Source organism: Rhodoferax sp. P2_H8_2, assembly GCF_056403235.1.
The window spans coordinates 41,106-65,252 of the sequence record NZ_JBFUFW010000001.1 but is presented as its reverse complement, the minus strand read 5'-3'; the positions used below and the strand labels follow the sequence as shown (position 1 = coordinate 65,252).

General features: G+C 59.5%; 23 protein-coding genes. 7 read left to right on the top strand and 16 right to left on the bottom strand.

Annotated features, from left to right (window positions below; all coding sequences use genetic code 11):
* Nucleotides 1-38: 38 nt before the first annotated feature.
* The 4 genes from AC1DV6_RS00345 to AC1DV6_RS00330 all read left to right on the top strand — a co-directional run bounded on the left by AC1DV6_RS00345 (nucleotide 39) and on the right by AC1DV6_RS00330 (nucleotide 3,816).
* Entirely contained in the window at nucleotides 39-989 is a 951-nt protein-coding gene (locus tag AC1DV6_RS00345; protein ID WP_477974207.1) for a bifunctional helix-turn-helix transcriptional regulator/GNAT family N-acetyltransferase, read from the top strand.
* 72 nt (nucleotides 990-1,061) lie between these two features.
* On the top strand, nucleotides 1,062-1,790 hold the full coding sequence (locus tag AC1DV6_RS00340) for a queuosine precursor transporter (protein WP_477974206.1): 729 nt from the start codon (nucleotides 1,062-1,064) through the stop codon (nucleotides 1,788-1,790).
* Nucleotides 1,791-1,802: 12 nt separating this feature from the next.
* Nucleotides 1,803-3,152 (top strand): sigma-54-dependent transcriptional regulator, encoded by a 1,350-nt coding sequence (locus tag AC1DV6_RS00335; RefSeq protein ID WP_477974205.1) that lies wholly within the window; start codon nucleotides 1,803-1,805, stop codon nucleotides 3,150-3,152.
* 208 nt (nucleotides 3,153-3,360) lie between these two features.
* A complete protein-coding gene (locus tag AC1DV6_RS00330; RefSeq protein WP_477974204.1) occupies nucleotides 3,361-3,816 on the top strand; it encodes a globin family protein in 456 nt (151 codons plus the stop codon).
* A 24-nt stretch (nucleotides 3,817-3,840) separates the two neighbouring features.
* On the opposite strand, the gene AC1DV6_RS00325 is transcribed toward AC1DV6_RS00330, so the two are convergent.
* Nucleotides 3,841-4,134, bottom strand: a complete 294-nt coding sequence (locus AC1DV6_RS00325; RefSeq protein WP_477974203.1) for a 2Fe-2S iron-sulfur cluster-binding protein — start codon at nucleotides 4,132-4,134, stop codon at nucleotides 3,841-3,843.
* Nucleotides 4,135-4,140: 6 nt separating this feature from the next.
* Here AC1DV6_RS00325 and AC1DV6_RS00320 point away from each other — a divergent pair, with 6 nt between their 5' ends.
* Nucleotides 4,141-5,109, top strand: a complete 969-nt coding sequence (locus AC1DV6_RS00320; protein ID WP_477974202.1) for a DUF6929 family protein — start codon at nucleotides 4,141-4,143, stop codon at nucleotides 5,107-5,109.
* Here the strand turns inward: AC1DV6_RS00320 and AC1DV6_RS00315 are convergent.
* Together AC1DV6_RS00315 and AC1DV6_RS00310 are read right to left on the bottom strand one after the other, a co-directional pair.
* Complete coding sequence (locus AC1DV6_RS00315; protein ID WP_477974201.1) at nucleotides 5,089-6,021, bottom strand: DUF2145 domain-containing protein; 933 nt, start codon at nucleotides 6,019-6,021, stop codon at nucleotides 5,089-5,091. The genes AC1DV6_RS00320 and AC1DV6_RS00315 overlap by 21 nt on opposite strands.
* A gap of 1 nt (nucleotide 6,022) precedes the next feature.
* Nucleotides 6,023-6,508 (bottom strand): hypothetical protein, encoded by a 486-nt coding sequence (locus AC1DV6_RS00310; protein ID WP_477974200.1) that lies wholly within the window; start codon nucleotides 6,506-6,508, stop codon nucleotides 6,023-6,025.
* A gap of 83 nt (nucleotides 6,509-6,591) precedes the next feature.
* Here AC1DV6_RS00310 and AC1DV6_RS00305 point away from each other — a divergent pair, with 83 nt between their 5' ends.
* Entirely contained in the window at nucleotides 6,592-7,935 is a 1,344-nt protein-coding gene (locus tag AC1DV6_RS00305) for a dicarboxylate/amino acid:cation symporter (protein WP_477974199.1), read from the top strand.
* Between the two features lie 9 nt (nucleotides 7,936-7,944).
* Here AC1DV6_RS00305 and AC1DV6_RS00300 read toward each other — a convergent pair whose 3' ends face one another.
* The 6 genes from AC1DV6_RS00300 to AC1DV6_RS00275 are packed head-to-tail and all read right to left on the bottom strand — an operon-like array spanning nucleotide 7,945 to nucleotide 15,169.
* Entirely contained in the window at nucleotides 7,945-9,810 is a 1,866-nt protein-coding gene (locus AC1DV6_RS00300) for a M3 family metallopeptidase (RefSeq protein ID WP_477974198.1), read from the bottom strand.
* Between the two features lie 48 nt (nucleotides 9,811-9,858).
* Nucleotides 9,859-10,575 (bottom strand): cysteate racemase, encoded by a 717-nt coding sequence (cuyB, locus tag AC1DV6_RS00295; protein ID WP_477974197.1) that lies wholly within the window; start codon nucleotides 10,573-10,575, stop codon nucleotides 9,859-9,861.
* Entirely contained in the window at nucleotides 10,575-11,882 is a 1,308-nt protein-coding gene (locus AC1DV6_RS00290) for a dicarboxylate/amino acid:cation symporter (RefSeq protein WP_477974196.1), read from the bottom strand. Before AC1DV6_RS00290 ends, cuyB begins: the two co-directional genes overlap by 1 nt.
* A 14-nt stretch (nucleotides 11,883-11,896) precedes the next feature.
* On the bottom strand, nucleotides 11,897-12,715 hold the full coding sequence (locus AC1DV6_RS00285) for a substrate-binding periplasmic protein (protein WP_477974195.1): 819 nt from the start codon (nucleotides 12,713-12,715) through the stop codon (nucleotides 11,897-11,899).
* A gap of 13 nt (nucleotides 12,716-12,728) precedes the next feature.
* Nucleotides 12,729-14,825, bottom strand: coding sequence for an adenylate/guanylate cyclase domain-containing protein (locus AC1DV6_RS00280; protein WP_477974194.1), 2,097 nt, complete (start codon nucleotides 14,823-14,825; stop codon nucleotides 12,729-12,731).
* A 38-nt stretch (nucleotides 14,826-14,863) separates the two neighbouring features.
* Nucleotides 14,864-15,169 carry a DUF6172 family protein gene (locus tag AC1DV6_RS00275; RefSeq protein ID WP_477974193.1) on the bottom strand — a complete coding sequence of 102 codons (306 nt, stop codon included), beginning with the start codon at nucleotides 15,167-15,169 and terminating at the stop codon, nucleotides 14,864-14,866.
* Between the two features lie 34 nt (nucleotides 15,170-15,203).
* On the opposite strand from AC1DV6_RS00275, the gene AC1DV6_RS00270 reads away from it, so the two are divergent.
* A complete protein-coding gene (locus AC1DV6_RS00270; RefSeq protein ID WP_477974192.1) occupies nucleotides 15,204-15,809 on the top strand; it encodes a 3'-5' exonuclease in 606 nt (201 codons plus the stop codon).
* 237 nt (nucleotides 15,810-16,046) lie between these two features.
* Here the strand turns inward: AC1DV6_RS00270 and AC1DV6_RS00265 are convergent, their stop codons facing one another.
* Genes AC1DV6_RS00265 through AC1DV6_RS00235 form a run of 7 tightly spaced genes read right to left on the bottom strand, consistent with a single transcriptional unit; the run spans nucleotide 16,047 to nucleotide 24,143 of the window.
* The gene (locus AC1DV6_RS00265) at nucleotides 16,047-17,117 is read right to left on the bottom strand and encodes an AgmX/PglI C-terminal domain-containing protein (RefSeq protein WP_477974191.1); all 1,071 of its coding nucleotides are present in this window, start codon (nucleotides 17,115-17,117) and stop codon (nucleotides 16,047-16,049) included.
* Nucleotides 17,114-17,611, bottom strand: a complete 498-nt coding sequence (locus tag AC1DV6_RS00260; RefSeq protein WP_477974190.1) for an ExbD/TolR family protein — start codon at nucleotides 17,609-17,611, stop codon at nucleotides 17,114-17,116. Before AC1DV6_RS00260 ends, AC1DV6_RS00265 begins: the two co-directional genes overlap by 4 nt.
* Before the next feature lie 8 nt (nucleotides 17,612-17,619).
* Nucleotides 17,620-18,114: an ExbD/TolR family protein gene (locus AC1DV6_RS00255; protein ID WP_477974189.1), complete on the bottom strand. Its 495-nt coding sequence runs from the start codon at nucleotides 18,112-18,114 to the stop codon at nucleotides 17,620-17,622.
* A 17-nt stretch (nucleotides 18,115-18,131) separates the two neighbouring features.
* Nucleotides 18,132-18,800: a MotA/TolQ/ExbB proton channel family protein gene (locus AC1DV6_RS00250; protein WP_477974188.1), complete on the bottom strand. Its 669-nt coding sequence runs from the start codon at nucleotides 18,798-18,800 to the stop codon at nucleotides 18,132-18,134.
* A gap of 33 nt (nucleotides 18,801-18,833) precedes the next feature.
* On the bottom strand, nucleotides 18,834-19,190 hold the full coding sequence (locus AC1DV6_RS00245; protein WP_477974187.1) for a hypothetical protein: 357 nt from the start codon (nucleotides 19,188-19,190) through the stop codon (nucleotides 18,834-18,836).
* Nucleotides 19,187-22,252: a tetratricopeptide repeat protein gene (locus tag AC1DV6_RS00240; protein ID WP_477974186.1), complete on the bottom strand. Its 3,066-nt coding sequence runs from the start codon at nucleotides 22,250-22,252 to the stop codon at nucleotides 19,187-19,189. The genes AC1DV6_RS00245 and AC1DV6_RS00240 overlap by 4 nt, the downstream gene beginning before the upstream one ends.
* Nucleotides 22,242-24,143 carry a tetratricopeptide repeat protein gene (locus tag AC1DV6_RS00235; RefSeq protein ID WP_477974185.1) on the bottom strand — a complete coding sequence of 634 codons (1,902 nt, stop codon included), beginning with the start codon at nucleotides 24,141-24,143 and terminating at the stop codon, nucleotides 22,242-22,244. The genes AC1DV6_RS00240 and AC1DV6_RS00235 overlap by 11 nt, the downstream gene beginning before the upstream one ends.
* Between the last annotated feature and the right edge of the window lie 4 nt (nucleotides 24,144-24,147).

Here is a 24,147-nt window from a genome sequence, read left to right as displayed (position 1 = left end):
ACTTGACTAAGTCAAGTATTTCGGGGAAAGTGCTGACCATGCACAACAAGGCCATCAGTGTCAGCAACGAACATGTCAAAGCGCTGCGCCATTTCAACCGCTTTTATACACAGCGCATTGGCGTGCTGTCCCCTTACCTGGGGGGGGATCTATCGTTGACGGACGTGCGCGTGCTCTATGAGTTGGCACACCATCCACAGACTGCGCAGGCGCTGACGGCATCGGCGCTTGCCCAGACGCTGGGCCTGGACATGGGATACCTCAGCCGTATCCTGAAACGTTTCGAGTTGCGCAAGTGGCTTGAGCGCACCCCTTCACCACAGGACAAGCGGCAGGGCTGGATCGTCCTCACGCCCGCTGGACACAAAGCCTTTGCACCTCTGCAGCAAAAATCGCGGGAAGAAGCGGCGGCGCTGCTGGCCACCGTCCCTCCCGTGCAGCAAGAGCAACTGGTGCATGCCATGCGCACGATTGAAAAGGCGCTGGTGCCACCAGAGCTTTCTGCAAAGCCGACCGCCATTCTGCGCGAGCCTTTGCCGGGTGATATGGGTTGGGTAGTGCAGCAGCATGGGGAAATCTATGCCCGCGAATACGGTTTGAACGGCGAGTTTGAGGGGCTGGTTGCAGGCTTGGTCGCTGATTACATGCGTCGCGGCGACCGGGAGTTCGAGCGCTGCTGGATTGCTGAGCTGGATGGACAGCGGGTGGGTGCTGTCTTTGTCGTGCGCAAGACCAAGCAGGTCGCACAGTTGCGCATGCTGATCCTCACGCAAAAAGCTCGCGGCTTGGGGCTGGGAGGTCGGCTGACCGATGCCTGCATTGAGTTTGCCAAAGCCAAGGGCTATAAAAAGATGGTGCTGTGGACCAATAGTTTTCTGAGCTCTGCACGTTCCATATACGCCCGGCGCGGCTTTGTACTGACCCGCAGCGAGCCTTATCAGGGCTTTGGCAAGGAACTGGTCGGCGAAACCTGGGAACGCAAGCTTTAAGTGGGACGGCGTTGGGCACGAGATTTGCTGCAGAATGTGCCCACCCATCCCAGCCCGTCAGGAGAGCCTTGCATGACCACTGCGACCTCTGTGAATCCCGTCCAGCGCAATTACCGCTATTACGACTTCGTGATGGCTGCCTTTGTGTGCGTTCTGTTGTGCTCCAATTTCATTGGCGCAGCCAAACAAGCCGTTGTAGACCTACCGCTGTTGGGACCAACACCGTTCGGCGCAGGCATTCTGTTTTTCCCCATCAGCTACATCTTTGGCGACATCCTGACCGAGGTCTATGGCTACGGGCGTGACCGTCGTGTCGTATGGGCAGGCTTTGGTGCACTGGCCTTTGCGTCCTTTATGGCGTGGGTAGTGGTGAGCCTGCCACCCGGCCCCAGCGAATATATGAAGGTCTACCAACCAGCTCTGGACACTGTGTTTGGCAACGCATGGCGTATCGCGGCGGGTTCGATGATTGCTTTCTGGTGCGGCAGCTTTGCCAATAGCTATGTGCTGGCGAAGATGAAGATCGCCACCAAGGGCAAGTGGCTGTGGAGCCGCACCATTGGCTCTACACTGGTAGGTGAACTGGTGGACTCGTCGCTGTTCTATTTCATCGCCTTCTACGGCATCTGGCAAACCGAAGACGTCATCAAAGTGGCAGTTGCACAGTACTTTCTGAAGACGGGCTGGGAAATTGTGATGACCCCCGTGACCTACAAAGTAGTGGCATTCCTGAAGCGGCGCGAGAACGAAGACTATTACGACCGGGGCACGGATTTCAATCCGTTCAAGCTCTCGGCCTGAAGCGAACAACCTATGGCCCGTATTCTGGTGGTCGACGACGATGCCGACTTGCTCAAAACCATTGCGATGCAATTGCGCTATGAAGGGCACGATGTCAGCGTTGCCGATGGCGGCGCTGCAGCACTGGCGCAACTGGACCATAGCGTGCCGCATCTGGTGGTCACGGACCTGCGCATGCCAGGCATGGACGGGCTGCAACTGTTCACAGCCATACACCGGCGCTACCCGCTGTTACCCGTTGTCATTCTGACTGCCAACGGAACGATTGCAGATGCCGTGCAGGCGATGCAAAAAGGCGTGTTCGGCTACATCACAAAGCCGTTTGAACGCAACGCTTTGCTGCAGGAAGTCAACCGTGCGATCACGGTGTCCAGCGCGCTGGGCGCCGAGATGCCGGGTGACGTCCCCGGTGAGTCGTGGCGCGAAGGCATCATCACCCGAAGCCCGCGGATGGAAAAGCTGTTGGCCGAAGCACGGCGCATGGCGCAAAGCGATGCGTCCATCCTGATCCATGGCGAAAGCGGTACCGGCAAGGAGCTGCTGGCCCGTGCCGTGCATGCATCAAGCTTGCGCGCGGGAGGTGAATTTGTGGCCGTCAATTGCGGTGCGATTCCAGAGAATCTGGTGGAGTCGGAGCTGTTTGGGCACGTGAAGGGCGCATTTACTGGTGCGGTGCGCGACAACCCCGGCATGTTTACCAGCGCGCAGGGCGGCACCATTTTTCTGGATGAGGTCGCCGATTTGCCGCTGGCGATGCAAGTCAAATTGCTGCGCGTATTGCAGGAGCGCGAAGTGCGCCCGGTGGGTGCCAGCAAGTCGCACCGGGTCGATGTGCGGGTGATTTCCGCCTGCAATCGCGTGCTGGAGGGGGAGGTCGCTGCAGGCCGCTTTCGCGAAGACCTGTTCTACCGCCTCAACGTCGTGAGTCTCACGCTTCCACCGTTGGCGCAGCGGCGCGAGGACATTGCATTGCTGGCCAACTATTTTGTGCAAAGTCTTTCCCTGCGCTATGGACGCCCGGTAAACACCTTTGCGCCGGGGGGCCTGGAGGCACTGAGCGCCGCCCCCTGGCCCGGGAATGTGCGGCAACTGCAAAACGTCGTCGAAAAGTGCGTGGTGATGAGCAACGGACCGGTGATTCCGCTGACGCTGGTGCAAGGCGCATTGAGCAATGCTGGGCCTGAATTGCAGTCACTGGATGAAGCGCGCCGCACTTTTGAGCGCGACTATCTGAGCAGCCTGCTCAAGATAACCAACGGCAACGTGGCCGCTGCTGCAAAGCTGGCAGAGCGGAATCGGACGGACTTCTATGCGCTGATGGCGCGCCACCAACTGGAGCCAGCGCAATTCAAGACGGCTTAGTCGGGCCTGCAAATCTGTCTGTTGGCGCCGACAACGCAAGTTGTTGATTTATATGGGGTTTTTGAATCCGAATGTTTGTTTGTCGGGAAACGCAGACAGACTTTGCCGTGCGGGTTTCTGTAAGTTGTTGATTCCATTGGGTTTTGTAGTTGGCACAGATCTTGGGATATGTGCAACGTCTAAAACAAAATCCTGAGGAACTGCAACCATGAACCAAAATCAAGTCGCTCTCGTGCAATCGTCTTTCGAGCACGTACGCCCGATCGCAGAAACAGCCGCTGAAATCTTCTACAACCAGCTCTTCACACTGGACCCGGCGCTGCGCCCCATGTTCAAGGGCGATATGGCAACACAAGGCCGCATGCTGATGTCGGTGCTGAACTCTGCCGTGGCCGGTCTCAGTGATCTGGATGCCTTGGCTCCGGTACTGCGCAATCTGGGCGCCCGTCACGTGAACTATGGCGTGCAGGACGAGCACTACGTCACCGTGGGCACTGCATTGCTGACCACGCTGAGCGCGGGTCTGGGTGACAAGTTCACCGACGAAGTACGTGAAGCGTGGACGGCGGCGTATGGTCTGCTGGCAGATGTCATGCAGTTCGGCGCTATGGAGGCCTTACGCTCCAAGCGCCACCAGTTTGAAACTGCCTTTGCCGAGATTTAAGGGCCACAGAACGGCCCCGAAATATCAGTAGCCTTGCCGCAGCACCACGTTGCTGCAAGGGTGCGCGATACAGGGCAACACATAGCCCTCCGCCTGTTCCTCGGTGGTGATACCCGGCCATTCCACCTCATAGCGCACGGTGCCGCTGACCAACTGCCCAATGCAGGTTCGGCAGGTGCCGTTGCGGCAGGAACTGGGCCAGTTGCTTCCGCCCATTTCCAGCGAAAGCAGCAGTGGCTCATTCGACCAGGCATCCACTTGCAAGCCATCGGGTTCGGTGTGGGCGGTAAAGAGGATGGGGGTTTCTATCGGTACCATGCCGGAATGATGCCAGATACTCCCGCTAGCGAAGGCTTGCAGCCACTGCTCGTTCAATCCCTTTGGGTGGACCCTCTGCAGCACCCGCGCGGGCAACCGTTTCTGAGCGCAGCCAGCGGTTTGGTACATCTGCACGGACGGTTCTTTGTGGTGGCAGACGATGAACTGCACCTCGGGGTGTTTGCTGACAGCGCAGAACCGGGCGCGGCATCTACAACCGGCGCCTTGTTGCGACTGCTGGACGGCAGTTTGCCAAACGACAAACGCGAGCGCAAGAAGGCCAAACCTGATTTGGAAGCCTTGGCATTGCTGCCCGCTTTACCTGGGTGTCCGGCCGGTGCTTTACTAGCTCTGGGTTCGGGGTCCAAACAGAATCGCGAAACCGCGGTGCTGATGGCGCTGGATGCGCACGGTGTTCCCAATGGCCGGATGGCTACGCTGAACCTGGCTGCGCTGTATGCGCCTTTGCACAAACGCTTTGCAGATTTGAATATTGAAGGCGTGTTGGTGGTCAGCGGCGAGCTGATGCTGCTGCAGCGTGGCAACAAAGGCGATGCGCGCAGTGCCTGTATTCGCTATGACTGGAATCAGATAGCACCCTGGCTGGCAGGTCTTACAGCCCAACCACCGCAACCCAAGAGCGTGCAGGTGTTGCAACTGGGCAGCATCAATGGCGTGCCGTTCAGCTTGACGGATGGCACTGTACTGAGTGGCGGAGAGTGGATGTTTTGCGCTGTAGCAGAGGACACGGCAGACAGTGTGCAGGACGGCGCCTGCGTCGGGTCTGTGATTGGCATCGTAGGGGCCGATGGCGAAGTGAGGCGTATTTTTCCACTGATAGGCAGCCCCAAAGTAGAAGGAATTTCAGCGAAAGCGGACGAGGGTTTCTGGATAGTGACCTTGGTGACCGACCCGGATGACCCAGCGCAGGCTTCGCAAGTCCTGCGCGTTCGTCTACCGATGCTCCGCGCTTAAAAGAGAACGTACTTCGTCGCCCTCGGCGGGGGTGCACTTATCAGCGATGGGTTCCCAGCCGCGGTGCAATACCACGTGGCTCGCGGTGTAGCACACCTCCATGCGCTCTGCACCCGGCCAGCGCGCCCGCACAAACGATTCAATCGATTGCGGCATGCTGACGCGAAATTGCGCCGCAGCCAGGTCTTCCTGCGGATGGTCGTCGCTGTGCAGCCAAGGCAACTGGCGCGCCAGCCACATGAGAGGTTGCCAACCCACGCGCAACACGGTGGGCATGTAGCCTTCGGCCTGCAACCATTGTTGGGCTTGGCTGCGTGAGCCAACTTCTGCAATGGTCAATTCATGGGGTGTTAAGGCTCCCCATGCGGCGGCCATTAACTCGGCCAGCCACTGATTGCAGTTCTGGTAGTGCAGGCTGAATGCGTAGGCATTGGCGCTGTAATTGGGGCTCAGCAATTGCAGCGCCAGATGCTCGTCCAAAGCGGCTCTCTCAAGTGCCGCAGCAGCTTCTGGCGGCAGCAGCACGATAGAGAGATAACCTTCACCAGGGTCTTCTGCACCCAACACAAAACCGCTCATGCCCTGGTCAAATATCTTCGGCCGCTGCGCGTCACATGCGTAATACAGTTGGCGCACTGACCACGGTGTATTGGGGCTGGCTTTCAGGCTGATGCCGGCGTGCGAGTACCTTTGCCCAAGCCGTTGCAAGGCCAGGCCGGAACGTGAGATCAGCGCCAAGTTTTGGCCGGAATCGTCGAGTGTTTGTTTGACGATGGCTGCGACCTGGATCAGCCGGTCCTGCACTGCCGCAGTGGGCTCGGCGGTTTGCTGGCAGTAGTTCAGTGAACTGGCGTGGGCGGCAGCTGACACCAACCAGGCACAGCCCAGCGCTGCGCCGCGAAGGGCAATCAAGTTAGCCAGAGACGGGGCGGCTGTCCAGCTCGCGGTACCAGGCATCGTCCAGCACCAGGAAGAAGGGCTCTGATTTTGCGATGTGCGCGCCTGCTACTGTAAACGCGATGCCATAAGGGCGTTGCTCTGCAGCGATTACCTGGCCCACTGCCACTGCACCGCGCTCTGCAGCCTGGCGCGGCAATAGCAAATAGAAATCTTCAGTGCCAGCAACGGCCTGTAGATGCACGCGCAGCATCCCTGGCCGTTGCTCCAGCGCAGCGACCTCGACCACGGTGTAATCGCCCTGCGCGACATGGCGATCCCCGCCAGAGATGCTGTTGCTGGACTTTTCAATCGAAGCAGAGGAGCTACCAATCGATTCAGACCCGGTGCTGACCACCGACGATGTGCCAGCCATTGCAAACATGGTGCTACCGGCAAGCGCAATTGCAACGATGGAGCGGATAACCCAAAGAATGGGGGAATGAAGGACTTGCTGCTGCATGGTGGGTGCCTGTGTGTAAAGCGGTGGTGCAAGGATAGCGGAATTCGGTTCCAATCTGGCGTATAAAACTTCCAGGAGACCCCATGCAGACATCCGCATCCCCGACCAAGCGCCCGTTGTACCGCTCTCTGTATTTTCAGGTCATTGTGGCGGTGTTGCTGGGTGTTTTCCTTGGCCATTTCTATCCGCAGACCGGCGCTGACATGAAGCCACTGGGTGATGGCTTTATCAAGCTGATCAAGATGATCATCGCGCCCATCATCTTCTGCACCGTGGTGATCGGTATCGCGGGCATGGAAGACATGAAGAAGGTTGGCAAAACGGGCGGCCTGGCGCTGTTGTACTTTGAAGTGGTCAGTACGCTGGCTTTGATCGTCGGTCTGGTCACCGTCAACCTGCTGGCACCTGGCACGGGCATGAATGTGGACGCCTCCACGCTAGATACCAAAGGCATTGCCGCCTACACCGGACCGGGCAAGATGGTTGGCACGGTGGATTTCCTTCTGAACGTGATTCCCACCTCGGTGGTCGATGCCTTCGCCAAAGGTGAAATCCTGCAGGTGCTCCTGTTCTCTGTGCTGTTTGGCTTTGCGCTGCACAAATTTGGTGGACGCGGCACGATGGTGTTTGATCTGATTGAAAAACTGTCCCATGTGCTGTTCGACATCGTCGGCATCATCATGAAATTGGCACCGATTGGTGCATTTGGTGCAATGGCCTTCACGATCGGCAAATACGGCGTCGATTCGCTGTTCTCGCTGGGTAAGCTGATGGGTACGTTCTACCTGACCTGTCTGATCTTCATCTTCGTTGTGCTGGGCACCATCACCCGGCTGCACGGTTTTTCCGTGTGGAAGTTTGTCAAATACATCAAGGAAGAGCTGCTGATCGTGCTGGGCACGTCGTCTTCGGAGTCGGTGCTGCCGCGCATGATGGAAAAGATGGAGAACCTGGGTGCTCGCAAATCGGTTGTCGGGCTGGTCATTCCCACTGGCTATTCGTTCAATCTGGATGGCACGTCCATTTACCTGACGATGGCGGCAGTGTTCATCGCCCAGGCTACCAACACGCCGATGACGCTGACGCAGGAGCTGACCTTGTTGGCGGTGCTGCTGCTTACATCCAAAGGTGCAGCGGGTATTACTGGCAGTGGTTTCATTGTGCTGGCTGCGACGCTCTCTGCAGTCGGTACGGTGCCAGTCGCAGGCTTGGCCTTGATCCTGGGTATCGACCGCTTCATGTCAGAGGCGCGTGCACTGACCAATCTGGTCGGCAATGGTGTGGCTACCATCGTAGTGGCCAAGTGGACAGGCGATTTGGACACCCAACGCCTGCATGCCGGATTGAACAATGAAAGCTGGATCGAAGCGGAAGCGCCAGAAGTGCTACTCGACCAAAAAGTAGAACATATGGCCGTTGATAAGTAGCTTCGGAAATCAGGCCGTGGCCGGGTAGCGCTGTTCGACCCAGCGCTCGAATTGCTGGCACATGGCGCCTTCCGATTCGCTGTTGTCCGCAATCAGTTCCGCGCCGTGCACGATGCGGATCGTGGCGTCCAGGTCAGGAATGGGCGCCGGTGGGTATTCGCGTTTTTCTGCGGCGGTCATCTTGGCCTGGGCCTCAGCCCATGCCTCTTCCACCGTCTGATTGCAACTGTCCGCCAGGTACTTGGCATTGAACGATTCGCCAGTCAAACTGACCAGCGTCGCGTTGTGGTTGATGCTGTTGCCGCGCGCCCAGTAGTGTTCTGCCAACGCGGGGCCGATGGCGGGGTTGTCAGTCAGATAGCCATACGTGCGCTCAAAGTAGGCGCGTGTCTGGTACACGGCCATATTGGCCAGCAAATAACCGTGGTAGGCCGCGGCGGATTCCTGGTTCAACAAGTGGGGAATGGCAAGCAGAGGTCGAGGTCCGGTGGCGACACCCAGAATGCGCAGCTCCGTCGCACGCGCCAGCGCGATGACGCGCTCGGGTGTTAATGCATCTTCCGTCAACTGGTACAGCGCACGTTCGAAATAGGGCACTACCAGAATCCCACGTTCGGCAAATGCGGCAAAGGGTTGCGCGCTCTGGATACGGGCATGGATCAGGGCATCCGGAATGGCTTGGCCCTCGGAATTGCGCGCATAGCGCTTGAGCCAGTCGGCATCGTCCAGCAGGCTGTCGCAAAACATGGATTGTGTTTCTGCGTAGGCCATGGAGGTGGGCGCAAACTCCTGCGAGAAGCAGGGGGCGTTTTGTGTCACATTGGCGAAGTGCGCAGCGTGCCCACCCTCATGGAACAGGGTATTGATGGAGCGTGCACCACTGCCAATCTGGTTGGGCTGGGCATTCGCCGTAAAGTTGATCTGGCCTTGAATCCATTGGCCCTTCGCATTGAAGTAAGGAGGTATCGGGCCATGACAAAAACCGTTTTGGTATTTGCCCTTGCGCTCCAGTAAATCCAGTTGCATAGTGGCACCGCGGTAGGAGATGCCCAAATGTCGGAAGCTGCGAATCCAGCGATCCAGCCCTTTGGAAAAAGACAAATACGGATCGAGCTGGCGCGTGACATCCCCACCGATATGGAAGCGCAGATTCCAGGGCTCTGTGGCGTCCGCGCCATGGAGACGAACAAGGTCGCCCAAGGCGCGCGTGTTGGCATCGCGCGTGCGGACTTCAAAGTCGTCCAGGATGGTGAACAGTTGCTCCGCGCTCATCTGTTCGTTCTTTTGCACTTTGAAGTCAAAATAGTTGGCAAAGCCTTGTGCGCGGGCAAAGGCGTTGCGCTTCTTCACAATATCAAGAAAGCCGTTGTCCAGCACCCAGCGCTCCAGCATCAGCATCGCATCGACAGAGCTTTTGCGCGCAGTCTCGCTGCGGTTGGTTGACAGATTGGTGGCCAGTCCGCTGAGTGTGGTTTCCTCTACCTCGCCCGCTTCGTTGGTATGTTGCAGTACCAGCTCGCGGCGTTTTGCAAACAACCCGGACTCCAGTGCAATCAGTTCACGCATCAGCTGGCGTGCCGCATCGTTGTCGATGATGTTGCTTTCGAACAGCGCTTGCCAGCCTTGGAGGCCGTGGCGCAGTGCCTCTGTTTCAGGATCGGCATCTGTCGTGGGCAGGCTGACGAGTGCATTGCGAACTTCGGCCAGTCGCTGCGGGTCAGAGATGAAATTCTTGTAACTTTCTTCCGCGCGGGCGAAACCGGCGTCATCGCTGGAGACCGCCATATAGGTGTCCCAGAACAGATCTTCTTTCGCTTTGTGGATGGCGAGGTACTGGGTGTTGAGTTGGTCAAACAATGCGCGGGCGTTTGTCATGGTGTCTTGTCTCTTTTGTCATCGGGGTAGGTGCAATTTTCCCATCATTTACAAATAGCCTAGCCGGCGCAGGCAGACGGCGGCCAGTGCCAGCGACGTGTCGATGGCGTGCACGCCGCTGGGCGCATCACCTGCGCGTACCATGTGGGCGATGGGCAACTCCGTGCAACCCAGAATCGCGGTTTGCACGCCGCGCCCGGCCAGCGATAGCAGCAGGGCGCGCATCGCATCCCGCGCGGCCCCTACTTCGCCCGCTTTGACGTCCTTGATGATCTGGTCGACCGATACCTGGTCCTCTTCATGGATGTTTGCGACGTCAAAGCCCCGCTCTCGCAGGCGAATGCTGTAGATGCCAGCCTGCATGGTGCCGCGGGTTGCGAGTACTGCCACCAACCCGGCGGGCTCGGTGCGCAACTGCATTTCTTCTATCGTGGCGTCTGCAATATGCAAAATCGGCGTAGTGGAGGCCGCCTGCATCTGCTCGTACCAGTAGTGGCTGGTATTGCAGGGAATGGCGATCAGCTGTGCACCTTGCGCCGCCAGCCAGGCAACGCCTTTGGTCAGAAAGGGCGCCGGAGCATTGCCGCCAGACTGTATGGCCGTGCTTCGATCTGGGATCCCGGGTTGGCTGAACGTGACCCAGGGCAAATGTTCCTGATCACGTTTTGCCGGCGTCAATCGGGTCAATTTACCCAGGAAATCGACCGTAGCCAAAGGCCCCATGCCGCCCAAAATGCCCAGCAGAGCCTGCTGCTGGGTGTCCATCAGGCTGCACTCACCAGTGGCGTTGCGGGATCTGCGCTATCCGTCTCTTCACCCAGCGGTGTGATCAGCGCGACCAAGGCGTTGATGGAAATGACAAGCAAGGTCGTGCGCAAGGTATCGCAAATGGGTTCCACGGCAACAAACAACACGAACGCTGCTTCAAAAGGCAGGCCCAGTAGCGAACAGACGATGGTGGTTTGGGAAATCGTGACGATGCCGTTCATGCCGGTCGAAGAAAAGCCAGCGATTAGGGAGGCGACAAGGATCAACAAGAAGTCAGCGGCAGCCAGATCGCGGCCATACAACTGCGCGATGAACACCGTCGCCATGCAGTAGTACAGCACGGGCCCAACCCGAAACAACGCGGTACCCAATGGCACCAGCAGCTCGGTGATGGCCTTGTTGAAGCCCAGCTTGTCCACCATCGCAATCAGCATCGCCGGCATGCAGGCTGCACTGTTGCGCGTGGCCACGGCCAGAAAGAACGGACCTTCTTGCGACGCCACGCTGTAGGCCAGGCCGCGCCCAGATTTGGCCGCGATGATGGCGATGCACACCGCCAGCAAAATCAAGGTGACCGCACCAAAGGCAATGATGAAGTGCAACATCACCTTGAACGGCTCAAAACCGGTATTGGCAATCTGGTCGGCGGCCAGTGAGAACGACGCCAACGGCAGTAGCACCATTAGCCAGGTAGTGAGCTTCTGGCAGGCCTTGAACACCACATCACATACGGCAATGAACCCCGCTGTGGAACTGGGCGGCGACTTGGTCACCGCAAACCCGAACAACAGCGCGAAAAACAGCGTCTTGAGCGTGTCGCCCACGGACAGTGCGCCAAAGATGTTGTTGGGAATCATGCGCGACACCAGCTTGATCAGCATGCCATCCTGTTTGTCGGCAACGGTTGGTGACAGTAGGTGGATGCTGGTTTCGACCCCACTGATATCAGCTTGCACCAGTCGGCCAAACGATTGCATAGTCGCCTGGTCCATATTGCCACCGGGTTGCACGATCTTCATGTACACCAAGCCCACGGCCCCCGCCAGTGCCATGCCAGCCAACAGGCTGACGACGATGCGCGCAACGTAGCGCGATGCCTGTGGGTTGTGTGCCAGGCGGTTGATGCTGATGATCACTGCCGATACCAGGAAGGGCAGTATCACCATCTTCAGTAAGTCGATGTAAATGTCGCCGATGAACTTCAGGCTGCGCGCCAACTCCGGCGCATAAAGGCCGCAGGCAACGCCCAACGCGATCGAACCGATGATGGTGACCGGGTGTGTCGGCAACTTTTTCAGATCCATGGTGACTCCGCAGATCAGTTCAAAAATTTCTCGTACTTGCTCAGAATTTGTTCGGACGTGAACTTGATGTTCTTTTGTTCCAGAAACAAATTCAGGAAGTTCAGCAGCAGGTAATTTTTGCTGTTGACCGCGATGCCAATCGTGTCCTTGATGTCCTCAATCATCACGGAGCGCACCGTCAGCACCAGATCGGGCTTAACCTTGATGATGCGTTTGACTTCAAACGCGTCGCGGTACGCGGTGCTCACATCGCCCTTGGCAACAGCATCCACTACCTGGTCCCAGGTAGCGAACTCCACTACCTTGGCCTTGGGGAAGTAGGTCTTGGCGTAGCCCACGAAGGACGAGTTCGCGATCACGCCCACCGTGTCGCTGTAATCCTGCATAACCTCCGCCATGCCCTTGCCTTTGGCGATTTGCGCAAATCGCAGGCGATTGACCAGCATCGCATGTGGCAGCGTGATGTAGGGGTTGCTGAACAGCACGATCTGCGAGCGCGCCAAAGTGCGGCTGATCTTCGCGGCCGACATGTCGGCTTTGTCCTCGGCGACCAGTTTGACCGCGTCGTTAAAGCTTTTGCCATCCCGATTGAATACGGCCTGAACACCCAGGGCCTCTGCCACGGACTTGGCCAGGTCAATGTCCAGACCCTTGAGTTCGCCCTGGTCTTCAAAGAAGAAGGGCGGATTGCGTTGGTCGGGAATCGCGACGATCAACTTGCCGCTGGCCTTGATCTCGGCCATGTCGCGCGCCTGTGCAACAGCTGCGCCCAGGCCCAATATCGCCAGGAGCAACGCAGGTCCCCAGCGTACTGACCGTGTGTGATTGCGCATGGGAGATGCTTTCCTATACAAGTGCTTGGCGACTTTTCTCGGCCATCCGCAACGCAACGCCATCGCCCGGAAACCGCTGCAGAATGGCTTCGTATGCGGCTTGCGATCTTGCATAGTCGCGCTGCATGTACAAGGCATAGGCCGAGGTGGTCATGTTGCACAGTGCCATCTCGTCTTCGGTGGCGGCCACTTCGGCATCGCCGTCGCGGATCGCCAGCACTTCATAGACCGGCAGTTCGCCCTTGCGGCCCTTGACGGTCACCATGTCGATAGGGCGCAGCCATAGCTGGCCACCGGCATCGCGGTACACCGAATGGCTCACGCAGACCTTGGTGCCCATTTCCTTGTTCAGGCCCTCAAGGCGGGAGGCTACGTTCACGCCGTCACCCATCACGGTGTAGCTGACCCGTTCACGCGACCCTACATTGCCGACCAGCACCGAATCGCTGTGGATGCCGATGCGAACGTTGAGCGGTGGCAGCCCTTGCGCGGCCCAATCCCGGTTGCGAATTGCCATGCGGCGTTGCGAACGCACTGCCGCCACACAGGCCAGGTAGCCATGGTTGGCAATGCGGTTGGGCGCTCCCCAGAACGCCATCACTGCGTCGCCAATGTATTTGTCTACCGTACCGTGCTCGCTCTCCACCGCGCTGGTGACGCTGGAGAAGTAATCGGATACCCGTGCCAGCAACTGCTGCGATGGCTCGGTTTCGGACAGGGAGGAAAAGCCTTCCAGATCGGTGAAGAACAACGACAGGTAACGGCTTTCCACCCCCAGCTTTGCGCCCTGACCGGAATCCACCAACTGGCGCACCAGACCGCGCGGCACATAGGAGGTAAAGGACTCCAAGGCGCTTGTCAGCAGAAACACCGCCTTTGCCAGATGGTCTACTTCGGTCACCCGCGACTGCACCATCGGCCGGTTGTCAAAGCGGAACTCGCGAATGACGGAGACATCCTTGGCCAGTTGCTCCATGGGTCTGGAAACGGCCTTGGACAGCCAATGGATCAAAAGCAGTTGCAGCAACACCGCCAAAGCGCCAAAGACCAGCAGCTTGCGGTTGGTGTCCTTGATCACGCCGACAAAATCATCAGTGGGCGTGATGGTCAGCAACTCCCAGGGCTTGTTGAAGTCCTTGGGGAAGGGCGAGAAGATGCCTATGTACTCGGTGTCTGCTGGGCCTGCTGTAAACAGGAAACGGTCCTGCCCGCTGGACAAGCGTTTGCCCAAAGCGGCCATCACCCGGAAATCTCCGAGTTTGTCGAGCCGGTTTTGCACCATGTCGTTGCCCTGCAGGGTCAGGCCGCGCTCGAGATCCGGATGGGCGATCACGCCGCCGCGCTCGTCTGCCATGATGGTGATGCTATTGGGTGACACCCGGTTGTCCGCCAGGTAGCGCGACAGAGTCTTGAGTGTCAGGTCCACTGCGAACACGCCAATCGTGCTTTCCTTGCGAATCACCGGAATCGTCACCGTAATGCCCAGCTCGCCAGAACTGGCAAACGGATAGACGTCTGACACGATCAGTGCCTTTTGTTTCAATGCGTCCTTGTAATAGCCCCGGGTACGCGGGTCGTAGGCGGCGGGGCCGGAATCGGCGGCCAGCACCTTGTTCCAGTCAGAGTGAAAGCGATAGACGTCCGTCGCTGTTCCGCTGCCGCCACGTTTGCGGGCATCGATGTACCGGTCTATGAACTGGGTATCGTCAGCGACCGGTTTGTCCAGCACCGTCTTGCCGCGCACAGCCCGCCGTACCTGGCGAAATGATCCGTCTTCAAAGCCCGCGTAGGCGGCGTAGACCGCTTCGTTGGACTCGACAACCTCGTGCAGGTAATCGGTGGAGGATTCCTCGCGGAAATATTCAGGTTTGTCGCGCATCAGCGCGCCGGTGGAGCGCACCGTGCTGATGATGGGATTGAGCAGCCGGGCCGCGTTGTGGATGTTGTCGTTGACCGACTTTTCAATGAACCGGTTCGAGTAGTCCTCGATCAGCAGCGTATTGGCGCGGTAGCTGACAAGCACAAAAGTAAGCATGACCGGAAAGGTCAGCAGCACGAACAAGCCGATGATGGTGACATGCAGCTTGACATTGCGCTTGAACAGAAACATGCAACACCTCGTGAATGGTGGCCGCCACTATAAGAGATTTATTCGGCGTCAGTGCTTGGGGGCCGTGGTGCGCGCTGTGCGGGGCGAGCCAGAATTTCAATGTAAAACTGCTTGTCGCCATTCTTCGCCGCTGCGTCAATCAGATCAATCAATTCGGCCACATGGGCCAGCACCGAAGTCTCGGGCGTTGCACCAAAGCGGCAGTCAAAATCCCAAAAATCCGCCCCTTCAGGCAGATCGCGGCGGCGCTCGCGCTTGAGGTATTTGCGGATGTCATGCTTGGTCGCATCGAGCAGGCGGTCTGGGTTCTTGCCTTCAACGGTCAGGGGGAATGTTTTTTTCATATCAGAGGTCCTTAAGCGGCGATGATACGACCCCATGCATACACCGCACCATCCCACCCCCGACAAAGACGCCATTGCCCTACTGCCACCTTTTGAGCGCCTGGGACTGGATCGCATCACTCTGGTCAACACCGGAGAGCAGGCCGTTCGAGCCAAATCCGAGCTCATCAAGACCAAAGCTTGGGGGTTTGATACCGAGTCCAAACCCACTTTCAAGGTAGGAGAGGAGTCCGATGGCCCTCACATACTGCAGCTCTCCACCTCTGAGCGCGCCTGGGTATTTCAACTGCACGAATCCGATTGCCGCGCCGTTGCCGCCGAACTATTGGCATTGGGGGGTATCGCGAAGGCCGGCTTTGGCCTCGGCGACGACAAAAAACGCATCATTCACAAGCTGGGCATTGAGCCCCAGGGCATCCTGGAGCTGAACACCATTTTTCGGGAGCGCGGCTACCGCAAGGACATGGGCGTCAAGGGGGCGGTCGCGGTTCTGTTCAACCAGCGCTTCATCAAATCAAAAAAGGCCGCAACCAGCAATTGGGCGAATGCCCGGCTGACGGAAGCGCAGCTTATTTATGCGGCGAACGATGCGTATGCGGCAGTTCGTGTGTTCCATGCGTTGGAGCTTGGGCATTCGTAAAGTGGCTTGGTGTCCTGCCGGAGTGTGGAGTGTTGGGGGTCTCATGGTGTGCCTAAGGCCACACAAATCGGCTCCCGACACTCCCCACTCCAGCGAGAAAAAATGTAGTGAAGCGGGCAGTTGATAACTACATCTCGAACGGGGAAGGGAAACTGTGCGGAGCCGATTTGTGTGGCCTTAGGCACACCATGAGGCCCCGCACAGTTTCCCTTCCCCGGTAGCGCCAACCAATGTTATTCAGGACGGTAAAAAGTCCACCGGCCAAGTCACCACCATCTGGTCTACATCCTTGGCGCCAAAATCAAACTGGCGTATGCGTACCAGCAGCTTGGCTTCCAGTTCAGAGGCTTTCAACTCGGTAGACACAATGCGGCACTCCAGCACCTGGCCAGAGGGCGCAATCTTCAGTTCCAACACCACCTTGCCTTGCAGACCGGGCTCTTCCCGCAGCGCGCGGTTGTAGATCGCGTAAATCGCGCCCTTGTTGCGCTCGAATACGAGTTTGATTTCCTCGATCGAGCGCGAAGCCTTGCCACTGCCACCGCGTTGCACGTTGCCCCCGGCGGATGCCAGGCCGCTGCCGGTGCCGTCACCGCGCCCTCGTGCGCCACCACCGCCTGCACCCCCTCCACCTCCGCCGCCCGCAGCGCCTTCCACCAGCGTGGTGGAGCGGCCGGCCAAACCGCCACCGCCGGTGTTGCGGCTGAAGCCTGCGGTGTTGATGCCGCCGCTGCCGCCAGTGGCGTTGGAGGTGATCAGCGCCCGGGTGGGCAGCCCGGCTTCCGTGCCCGCGCCTACACCAACGCCGGTTCCCGTGCCGACCCCAGGACCCTGCTTAACGGGGGCGAGTTGGACTGCCAGCGGTGCGCCGTGCATCTCGGCCAGATCTTTGGACATTGCCAGCAAGCCTACACCCGCTGCCTTGCGCCGCGCCGCGTCCACTTCGCCTGGCGGCTTGTTCGGCTGTGGCACACGTGCCTCGGGAACCGGAGCTTCCTTGCTTGGTGCCGTCTTGCGCGGTGCTTCCGCGGTGGTCTGCTCTGTTCGGGTCGCAGCCTCTACTATGGGTTTGGGCGGAGGAGGCGGTGGCTTGGCGTTTTCCAATATCAGCGTGGCCAGCCGTGGCGGCAATTCCTGGACCTGGCTGCGGTCCGGCTGCACGATAGGCATCAGCAGAACGACCAGGCACAGCAGCGTTGTGAGTACCAGCACGGCGCGCTGAATCCGTGCAAAACGCAATTCATCCTGGGCCGACCCGGCCCAAGGCAGTACCGCTTGCTGGAAGGAAACTGTCGTTGCCGCGCTCATGATTCCAGCCTCTGCCGTACGGCGAAAGACACGTCCTGGAAATTGGCCCGCGCGCTGGTGACCATGATCTTGCGCAGCAGGCGGTACGGAATTTCCTTGTCGCCCATGATGGTCAGGCGCTTGCTCAAGTCTTCATTCTCCTTGCGGACCACTTGACGGCTTGCTTGCAGCAAATCGAGTTCGGCTTTCAGCGGATCAATCATGTCGCCTTCCATCGCCAGAACATCCGCGACCGAAGCAACCTTGCGGCCATCGACCAGGATTTCATTGGCGCTGACGATGACCACAATCGTCTCGCGAGGGCTCTGCTCGGCCACCGACTCCGGCAGTAGCACGGCCTTGGGGCTGGGCAGCGTCTCCACGCCGCTGGCGTTGGACAGCAGGAAGAAGATCAGGATGGTGAACACGTCGATCAGCGACACCAGATTCATGTCCACCATGGTCTGGTTGCGGTTGCGCCGTGCTGCACGCTTTTGCAAGGGGGTGAGTTTCATGCGCGACCCTAGGGTTTGCGTATCGGTGCGTCACCGATGGAAATATTCGGGAACAGCTCGGAGCGCACCACCTTGCCATCCTGTGCCATATGCCCGGCGCGCACCGCATCCATCACCTGCACCAGCGTGTCATACGACGTGTTGGGTTCGGCCAGCACGGTCGCGTCCAGCTTGGCTGGAAAGCGTGTCTTGATTTGCTGTACCAACTGGGACAGTGCGCGCAGGTCGGGGCCGGTGGCCGTGGCGGGAATGCGCTCTATCAGTCCGCCAATGCGGTCGCCGACTTCGAGCGCATCGGCGCGCACAACGATCTCGAGCTGCAGGTTGTCGGCCTTCACCTGTTCCAGTGCGCTCGCGCTCTGTGCGGGCAGTGTCAGATCGATGATGGCCAGACGGGTGAACACCGCCGTGGACAGCAAAAACGGTACCAGCACCACGATCAGGTTGATGAAAGCGGTGATCTCCAGATGCGCCACATCTTTGCGTAGGCGTCTAACTTTCATGACGTTACTTTCCTGGCTCAGCGGCTTTGTTCAGAAGCGTGGGCTGTCTGTTCAGCGCGTATGCGCTGCACCAGATTCAGAAAACTCATCTTGGCCGCCTCCAGTCCGTCGACGATCTCCATCGTCTGCGCTTGCAGGAAGGCATGCACCAGCAGGAACGGAATCGCCACCATCAGCGCAAACGCCGTGTTGTTCATCGCGATGGAAATACTGGCCGACAACAGCTCGGCCTTTTCGGCCGGGTTCACTTGGGCCACCGCTGTGAAGCCCTTGATCAGCCCAATGATGGTGCCCAGCAGGCCCACCAGTGTAATCACGTTGGCAAAAGTGGCGATGTAGTGCGTACGTTTTTCAAGACGCGGCACGATTTCCATCATGCCTTCCTCCATTGCGGCGTCGTAGTCTTCGCGTCGTCCCGGGCTTTGCATGCGCGTCAGACCGTAGTTCACGATCTTGCCGACCGCGGCGTCCGAGTGCGATGTGATGCCGCGCACTTCCTTGAACTGCCCCTTTTGCAGCATGGGTTGCACCTGGGCCCAAACTTCGCGGTTCTGGCTGCGCGTCTTGCGCAGGAAGATGAAGCGCTCGATCGCAATCGCCAGACCCAGCGACATGATCAGCACGCTGGGGTAAATAAATAGGCCGCAGTCCTGAAAAAACTTGATGGCGGTGTTGAGGGCGTTCATGGCTTTGCTCCGTTGAAAAATGGCGTGAAATGGTTATTGCGCAGGCTTGTTTGGCGTTGCAGCAGATGCAGTTGGGGGTGTGGCCGGTGTTGCCGTTGGATTGCTCGGTGGTGCAGGGCTCTTTTCGCGTGTCTGGGTGTCGTAGGTCACCTGGCGGCGAAACACATCGCGGTCCAGCGGCGCCATCGCTTCGTCCAGCACGCTGACTGGGGGGCGCCCCACCAGATCGCCAGGCAGTGGCTTCTTCCACGGCACGATGTAAAGCACTTTGGGCAACTCGCGGTTGCCGATGATTTGCGTGCGGTCCATGTCTGCGCGGTCTTGTGCGCCACTGCTCTGGGCGATGCACAGGAGGCAGGCTACAACTGCAAGATTCGTATTCAACGTCATGCTTTCTCCCGGGATGCAGCAGCGGCCAGTGCGGGTTTGCGGTTCTTCAGCTCTGCCACCCATTTGGTGACTGTGGAATCGCCCTGCGGTGTCAGCGCCAGGTAGCGGTCGTACAGCGCCAGCGCGCGGGCGTTGTCGCCCAGGTACAGGTCAAACAGAATGCCCAGATTCAGCGCGGCAGGCGCGTAGCTCGCGTCTTTGGCGATGGCCTGTTCATAGGCTTCCCTAGCCTTGGCAAACTGGCCAGCCTTGCGCAAGTCAATCCCCTGCTGGTTCAGAACAGCCGCTTCGGTTGCAGCGGTGTCGCTGCGCTCCGTTTTTCCGTAGCGCACCGGGCGCAGCACCCGCAGTGCGTCGAAGCTGCTCTGCACCCAGCTGTCGTAAATGCCGCTGGCAGCGCGGCGGGCGTTGGCTTCGTGGATTTCTGTCGCCTTCTCCTCAAACGGAAAGGCCTGTTCTTCCAGCAACACGTTGTACTGTTCGCGCTCCAGCTTGTTGAGCTTCTTGGGCCGCTCCGATGCCATCAGTGCCTTGCTGAAGTCGTGGTACACGGTGGCGATGCGGTAGGTGGTGGCGGTTGTGACATCCGCCACGCCGTAGTCGGTGGCAACCGCGTAGGCCTTCAAGGCTTCCTCCATGCGGGCCTTCTTGAGCTTCAACTGCTTTTGCAGCGGCTCGGTCAGTGCAACCTGGGTGTACGCCTTGGCAACGGGTTCGGCCAGCGCCAGCGCGGCGGTTGCGCCAAGGAAGCGCGTGCGCGCGGTGCGCGCCGTACCGCCGTTCTGATCTGCCTGCAAGATGTCTTTCATCAAAGCCAGCGTGCGGTTGGTGTTGCCGTCTTCCCTGGCCATTTCGGCGAGGCGATAGCGCGCTTCGAGTGCGGGCTCCAGTGGCTGCGGGTTGCGCGACAGGTAGCGCTCATAGGTTTTGAGCGCCGCAGCGCGGTTGCCAGCCTTTTGGTATAGCTCGGCAGACTGCCATAGCGCATCGCGCGCCACTACCGGGTCTGTGTTGGATGCCGACAGGCGCTCCAGTTCCGTCGCGGCGCTGCCCCATTGTTTTTGTTCCAGATAGACCAGTGCCAACTTGCCGCCCACTTCTGCCTGCAACGCATGGCCGGGATAACGCTGGCGGAAATCTTCCAGACTGCGCGCTGCGGCGCTCCAGTCCTTCAAGGCGATCAGCAGCGCCGCTGCATCGTATTGCGCCGCCGCGTTGGCGCTGGACTGCGGAGCAACCTGGCCCACGCGTTCAAAGTGCGCCACCGCTTCGCGCATGGCTCCGGCGGTACGGGCCTGTTCACCCTGTTTGTAGATGGCTGCGGCCTGACGTTCCACCAATTCGCTGCGGTTCGCTGCATTGGGGGCGGTCAGTTTCAATATCTCGCCAAATGCTGCCTCGGACGGGCCGAAGTTTCCGGCGTCAAAGCTGGTGTAGGCAACGATGGTCCACGCAACGCGGCGCTGTGGCTCGGCGGCGGGGGGCTGCAACGCCAGGATGGATTGCGCGACGGTGGCTGCGCGTTCCGAGTCTTTGAGCGCATACAGCTTTTCCGCGGCATCGGCCAGCACAGGCGCTGCGCGCGCATCGCCAGGGAATACCTTGGCAAAACGCAGGGAGCTGGACACACCGGTTTGGGCAAGGGCCTGTGTCTGGGCGGCGGGCGCCGTCTTTTGCTGCTGCGCGTAGCCCAAGAGCGCGGCGTAGCCCGCATCTGCGCTGCGTGCGTGTGCCGGGTAGGTATAGGCCGTCTTTTCGTATTCGACCGTCGCTTCCGGAATGCGGCCATCTTCCTGTAGCAGCTCCGCGAGCAGGAAGTTGGTTTGGGCGTTATCGGGATCCTCCGGAAAGCTGGCCAATGATTCGCGGTACCAGTGCGCGGCTTCCTGGTAATCGGTCGTGCTCTTGTTCTTCTGCGCACTGGCATGGTAATACTGCGCCAGCTCGGCCAGGTGGGCCTTGACCGGTGCCTGCGCTTGCTCCCAGCCCTTGGGGTTGGTCGTGCGGAACTCGCTGGTGCGCCCGTAGCGCAGCACATAGTCTTTCTTGGCTGCCAGCGCCAGCGTTGCAAAGCCGTTGCGTGCGTAAACGTCGATCACGCGCGCTTGCAACAGCGGCGCTTTGGCATTGAGAGGCTTGCGTTGGCCAAACAGGGCAAACGTATCGGCAGCGTCCTTCACGCGCTCCTGCTTCAGGTACAGCTCGCCCAATTCTTCGTAGACGCGTGGCTCGTAGCGTAGGCGCTCTTCGGACGTGATGTAGGTCGGAATGGACTGCGCGCCCTGCAGGCTGCTGAGGCTCAGGCTAGTGACACGGAACGTGTCCTCCACCAATTCACGGTCCGCCCGAGTGAGCTCGGCGGACTCGGCTTCCGGTTGCCCCAGCTTCTGGTCCAACACACCAAAGAAGGAGAGCAGTGCCGGCTCCAGCTTGCCCTGTTTGTACTGCGACCAGCCTTGCATGTAGAGCGCACGGTCCTGGTAGCGGCTGGGCGGACTGACCGCCAACACCGTGGCGTAGGCCGTTTCGGCCTCGGTGTACTTGCGCGCTGTGAACAGCAGCTCGCCCCTGCGGAACTGGGCTTCATCGCCGTGTGACGTGGTGGGGTGTTCCTTGACCAGACGATCCAGCGTTTGGAGTGCGGCACCCAGATCGCCGCCCTGTTCCTGTGCGCGGGCCAACTGGTACAGCACACGGTCGTTCGTAGGGTCGTTGGGGTAGGTCTTCAGGAACTCCTGGTAGCGCGCAATCGCTGCGCGGTAGTCCGGGTCCGCAGTTGCGCCAGCTTCCGGAAAGTCAGCGCGATCCATCTCCAGATCGCCCATGCGGCGCATGGCTTCGACCCGTTGCGAGGCTTTAGGCGCCACCGCCAGAAACTGTCGATACGCTTCAATGGCTTGCGCAGGATTGCTCGCCATCGGGCTCTGGTCCGGCTGAACGGTCACGGTGCGGTTGGCCAGTGTCTTCAGCGTGGGCTCGTTGTCTGCGACCCGGTCGCGCTTGCCCGCGCAGGCGGCCAACAATCCAATCGCCAGTAATGTGAGTCCTTGCCTAGCGCGCACGATTCGCCTCCCCAGTCGTCGCGGCGTCTTGCCGTTGCGCCGTGCCGCGGTCGTACAACTGCGCTACCGCAAAGCGGGCCTGGGTCGTGTACTGCGCCAGTTGCTCCTGCTGCTGGCGCAGGGCTGTGATGGCAATGTCTTGCAAGGCCAGTGCCTGTTCCTGTGTGAGTTTGTCGACGCGGGCGATCTCTGTTTGCAATACCGGGCTGATGGCTTTGATGCGGGCGCCAAAGGCGTCAAAGCGCACAGGCTCGTCGCGTTGTGCCTGCTTGAGTGCTGCGTCCAGCTTCTGGGCCTGGTCCAGCGCGTCCTGCGTGGCCTTCAAGTCCCTTTGCGTTTCCCAACTGCGCTGTGGGTAGGCTTGCGCCAGTTCCCACGCCAACACGCCTTCCGACAACCGAACACGCTGCTGCGCAGATGTCAGGTCGATATCGGCTGGCGGATTCTGCAATGCAGATTTCACGCTGGCTATGCGTTGCAGTAGACCGGCTTGGCGCGCATCGGCAAACGCCACGCCATCTGCCGCACCTTCTGCTTGTTGCACTTGCAGAGCCAGGGCTGCATGCCGCGCACGCAAAGGTTCGGTCTGCAAACTGTTGGCGCTGGTCTGTACATCCGGAAGTTTTTCCGCAAAAGCCTTGCGGCGTGCTGCCAGCATGTCGTCAAACGTACCCAGTTTGTCGCGCCAGGTGTGCAGATTGCCGGTCAGGAACTGCAGATCGCGGTAGTTCTTCAGCGCCTCCTGAAATTCGTGTTGCGCCAGCACGTGGGCCAGATGCCGGGCATGTGGCATCACCGGCAGATCGCGCACGCTCCAGAACCAGCCCATTTCCTCACCGGGGTTGCTGGTGACGAGCGCGTTTTGCAGTTTGCCCGCGCGGATCTCGGCAATCGATTCGTTCAGTGCCTTGTCTTCGCGCTCGAAGGTTGCTATGGCCTGCTGGTAGCGTTCTGCTGACTGGTTATAGGCGCCGAGTTCGGCATAGGCGTAGGGAATGGCGATATAGGCCTCCAGCACGGCGGTGTCATCCAGCTCACGGTCCGCCAGTTCCAGCCAGGGTGTCAGCGCAAGGGTGTAGTTCTTCTGCGTTGTAGCGGCCCAGCCCAGACCCAGCAGTGCCTTGTTGGCCTGCATGCTTTTGAGCCGAACGCGCTCCAGGTAGTTGCGTGCGGCTGGAGCCTGTTGGTCGGCGAGAGCGGCGAAGCCCAGTGCCACATTGGCCCTGTCGCGCATGCTGCGGAACTCTTCGTTCTCGGCGTATGCAACACCCAGCGCATTCAGCAGCGCATTGCCCTTGGCTGCGTCGCCCGACTTGATCAGCGCGACGCCCAGGTTGTAGCGCACATAGCGCGATTCGGGCGCAGTCTTCTCCAGCGCAGTGAGTACGGTGGCCGCGCCTGCATAGTCGCCGCGCGCCATTTGCAGTTGCGCCTGCAACAGGCCGCGCTCTTCCTGCAACTCAGGTGCGAGCGACGTGCCAATGCGGGCAAGCGCATTCTCTGCTTCAGGCAAGTAGCCACGCTGGTAACGGATCTTGGCCAGGTAGAACCAGGCCCTGTCCCGCGTGGGTGGTGTTGCGCCCATCTCGATCAGCCGCTCAAAGATGTCGCCCGCTTCGCGGTGCAGACCGTAGGACAGCAAAATGCCACCGCGCAGCACCTCGGCTTCCTCGGAATGCTTGGACACGCGGCCAAAATGCTGCGAGACCATCAGCGTGGTGGCTGCGGTGAAGTAGCGGTCCTGAAAATACTGGAACAGCGTGTCGCCGTAATGTGGGTCCTGGATTTCGCCATTGGGTGCGGCCTGCGCGCTGGATGCACAGGCCAATGCCAACAGCGCACCGCCCGCGATGCGCCGCGCAAATTGGGGAGCGTGAAGTGCCAAACGCATACCG

Coding starts and splice junctions, on each gene's coding strand:
- AC1DV6_RS00310 (WP_477974200.1), bottom strand. CDS start 6,508: ATGCAGCAGCAAGTCCTTCATTCCCCCATTCTTTGGGTTATCCGCTCC.
- AC1DV6_RS00245 (WP_477974187.1), bottom strand. CDS start 19,190: ATGACGTTGAATACGAATCTTGCAGTTGTAGCCTGCCTCCTGTGCATC.
- AC1DV6_RS00260 (WP_477974190.1), bottom strand. CDS start 17,611: ATGAAACTCACCCCCTTGCAAAAGCGTGCAGCACGGCGCAACCGCAAC.
- cuyB (WP_477974197.1), bottom strand. CDS start 10,575: ATGGACACCCAGCAGCAGGCTCTGCTGGGCATTTTGGGCGGCATGGGG.
- AC1DV6_RS00290 (WP_477974196.1), bottom strand. CDS start 11,882: ATGGATCTGAAAAAGTTGCCGACACACCCGGTCACCATCATCGGTTCG.
- AC1DV6_RS00275 (WP_477974193.1), bottom strand. CDS start 15,169: ATGAAAAAAACATTCCCCCTGACCGTTGAAGGCAAGAACCCAGACCGC.
- AC1DV6_RS00320 (WP_477974202.1), top strand. CDS start 4,141: ATGATGCCAGATACTCCCGCTAGCGAAGGCTTGCAGCCACTGCTCGTT.
- AC1DV6_RS00265 (WP_477974191.1), bottom strand. CDS start 17,117: ATGAGCGCGGCAACGACAGTTTCCTTCCAGCAAGCGGTACTGCCTTGG.
- AC1DV6_RS00340 (WP_477974206.1), top strand. CDS start 1,062: ATGACCACTGCGACCTCTGTGAATCCCGTCCAGCGCAATTACCGCTAT.
- AC1DV6_RS00270 (WP_477974192.1), top strand. CDS start 15,204: ATGCATACACCGCACCATCCCACCCCCGACAAAGACGCCATTGCCCTA.
- AC1DV6_RS00280 (WP_477974194.1), bottom strand. CDS start 14,825: ATGTTTCTGTTCAAGCGCAATGTCAAGCTGCATGTCACCATCATCGGC.
- AC1DV6_RS00255 (WP_477974189.1), bottom strand. CDS start 18,114: ATGAAAGTTAGACGCCTACGCAAAGATGTGGCGCATCTGGAGATCACC.
- AC1DV6_RS00325 (WP_477974203.1), bottom strand. CDS start 4,134: ATGGTACCGATAGAAACCCCCATCCTCTTTACCGCCCACACCGAACCC.
- AC1DV6_RS00250 (WP_477974188.1), bottom strand. CDS start 18,800: ATGAACGCCCTCAACACCGCCATCAAGTTTTTTCAGGACTGCGGCCTA.
- AC1DV6_RS00335 (WP_477974205.1), top strand. CDS start 1,803: ATGGCCCGTATTCTGGTGGTCGACGACGATGCCGACTTGCTCAAAACC.
- AC1DV6_RS00345 (WP_477974207.1), top strand. CDS start 39: ATGCACAACAAGGCCATCAGTGTCAGCAACGAACATGTCAAAGCGCTG.
- AC1DV6_RS00305 (WP_477974199.1), top strand. CDS start 6,592: ATGCAGACATCCGCATCCCCGACCAAGCGCCCGTTGTACCGCTCTCTG.
- AC1DV6_RS00300 (WP_477974198.1), bottom strand. CDS start 9,810: ATGACAAACGCCCGCGCATTGTTTGACCAACTCAACACCCAGTACCTC.
- AC1DV6_RS00330 (WP_477974204.1), top strand. CDS start 3,361: ATGAACCAAAATCAAGTCGCTCTCGTGCAATCGTCTTTCGAGCACGTA.
- AC1DV6_RS00285 (WP_477974195.1), bottom strand. CDS start 12,715: ATGCGCAATCACACACGGTCAGTACGCTGGGGACCTGCGTTGCTCCTG.
- AC1DV6_RS00235 (WP_477974185.1), bottom strand. CDS start 24,143: ATGCGTTTGGCACTTCACGCTCCCCAATTTGCGCGGCGCATCGCGGGC.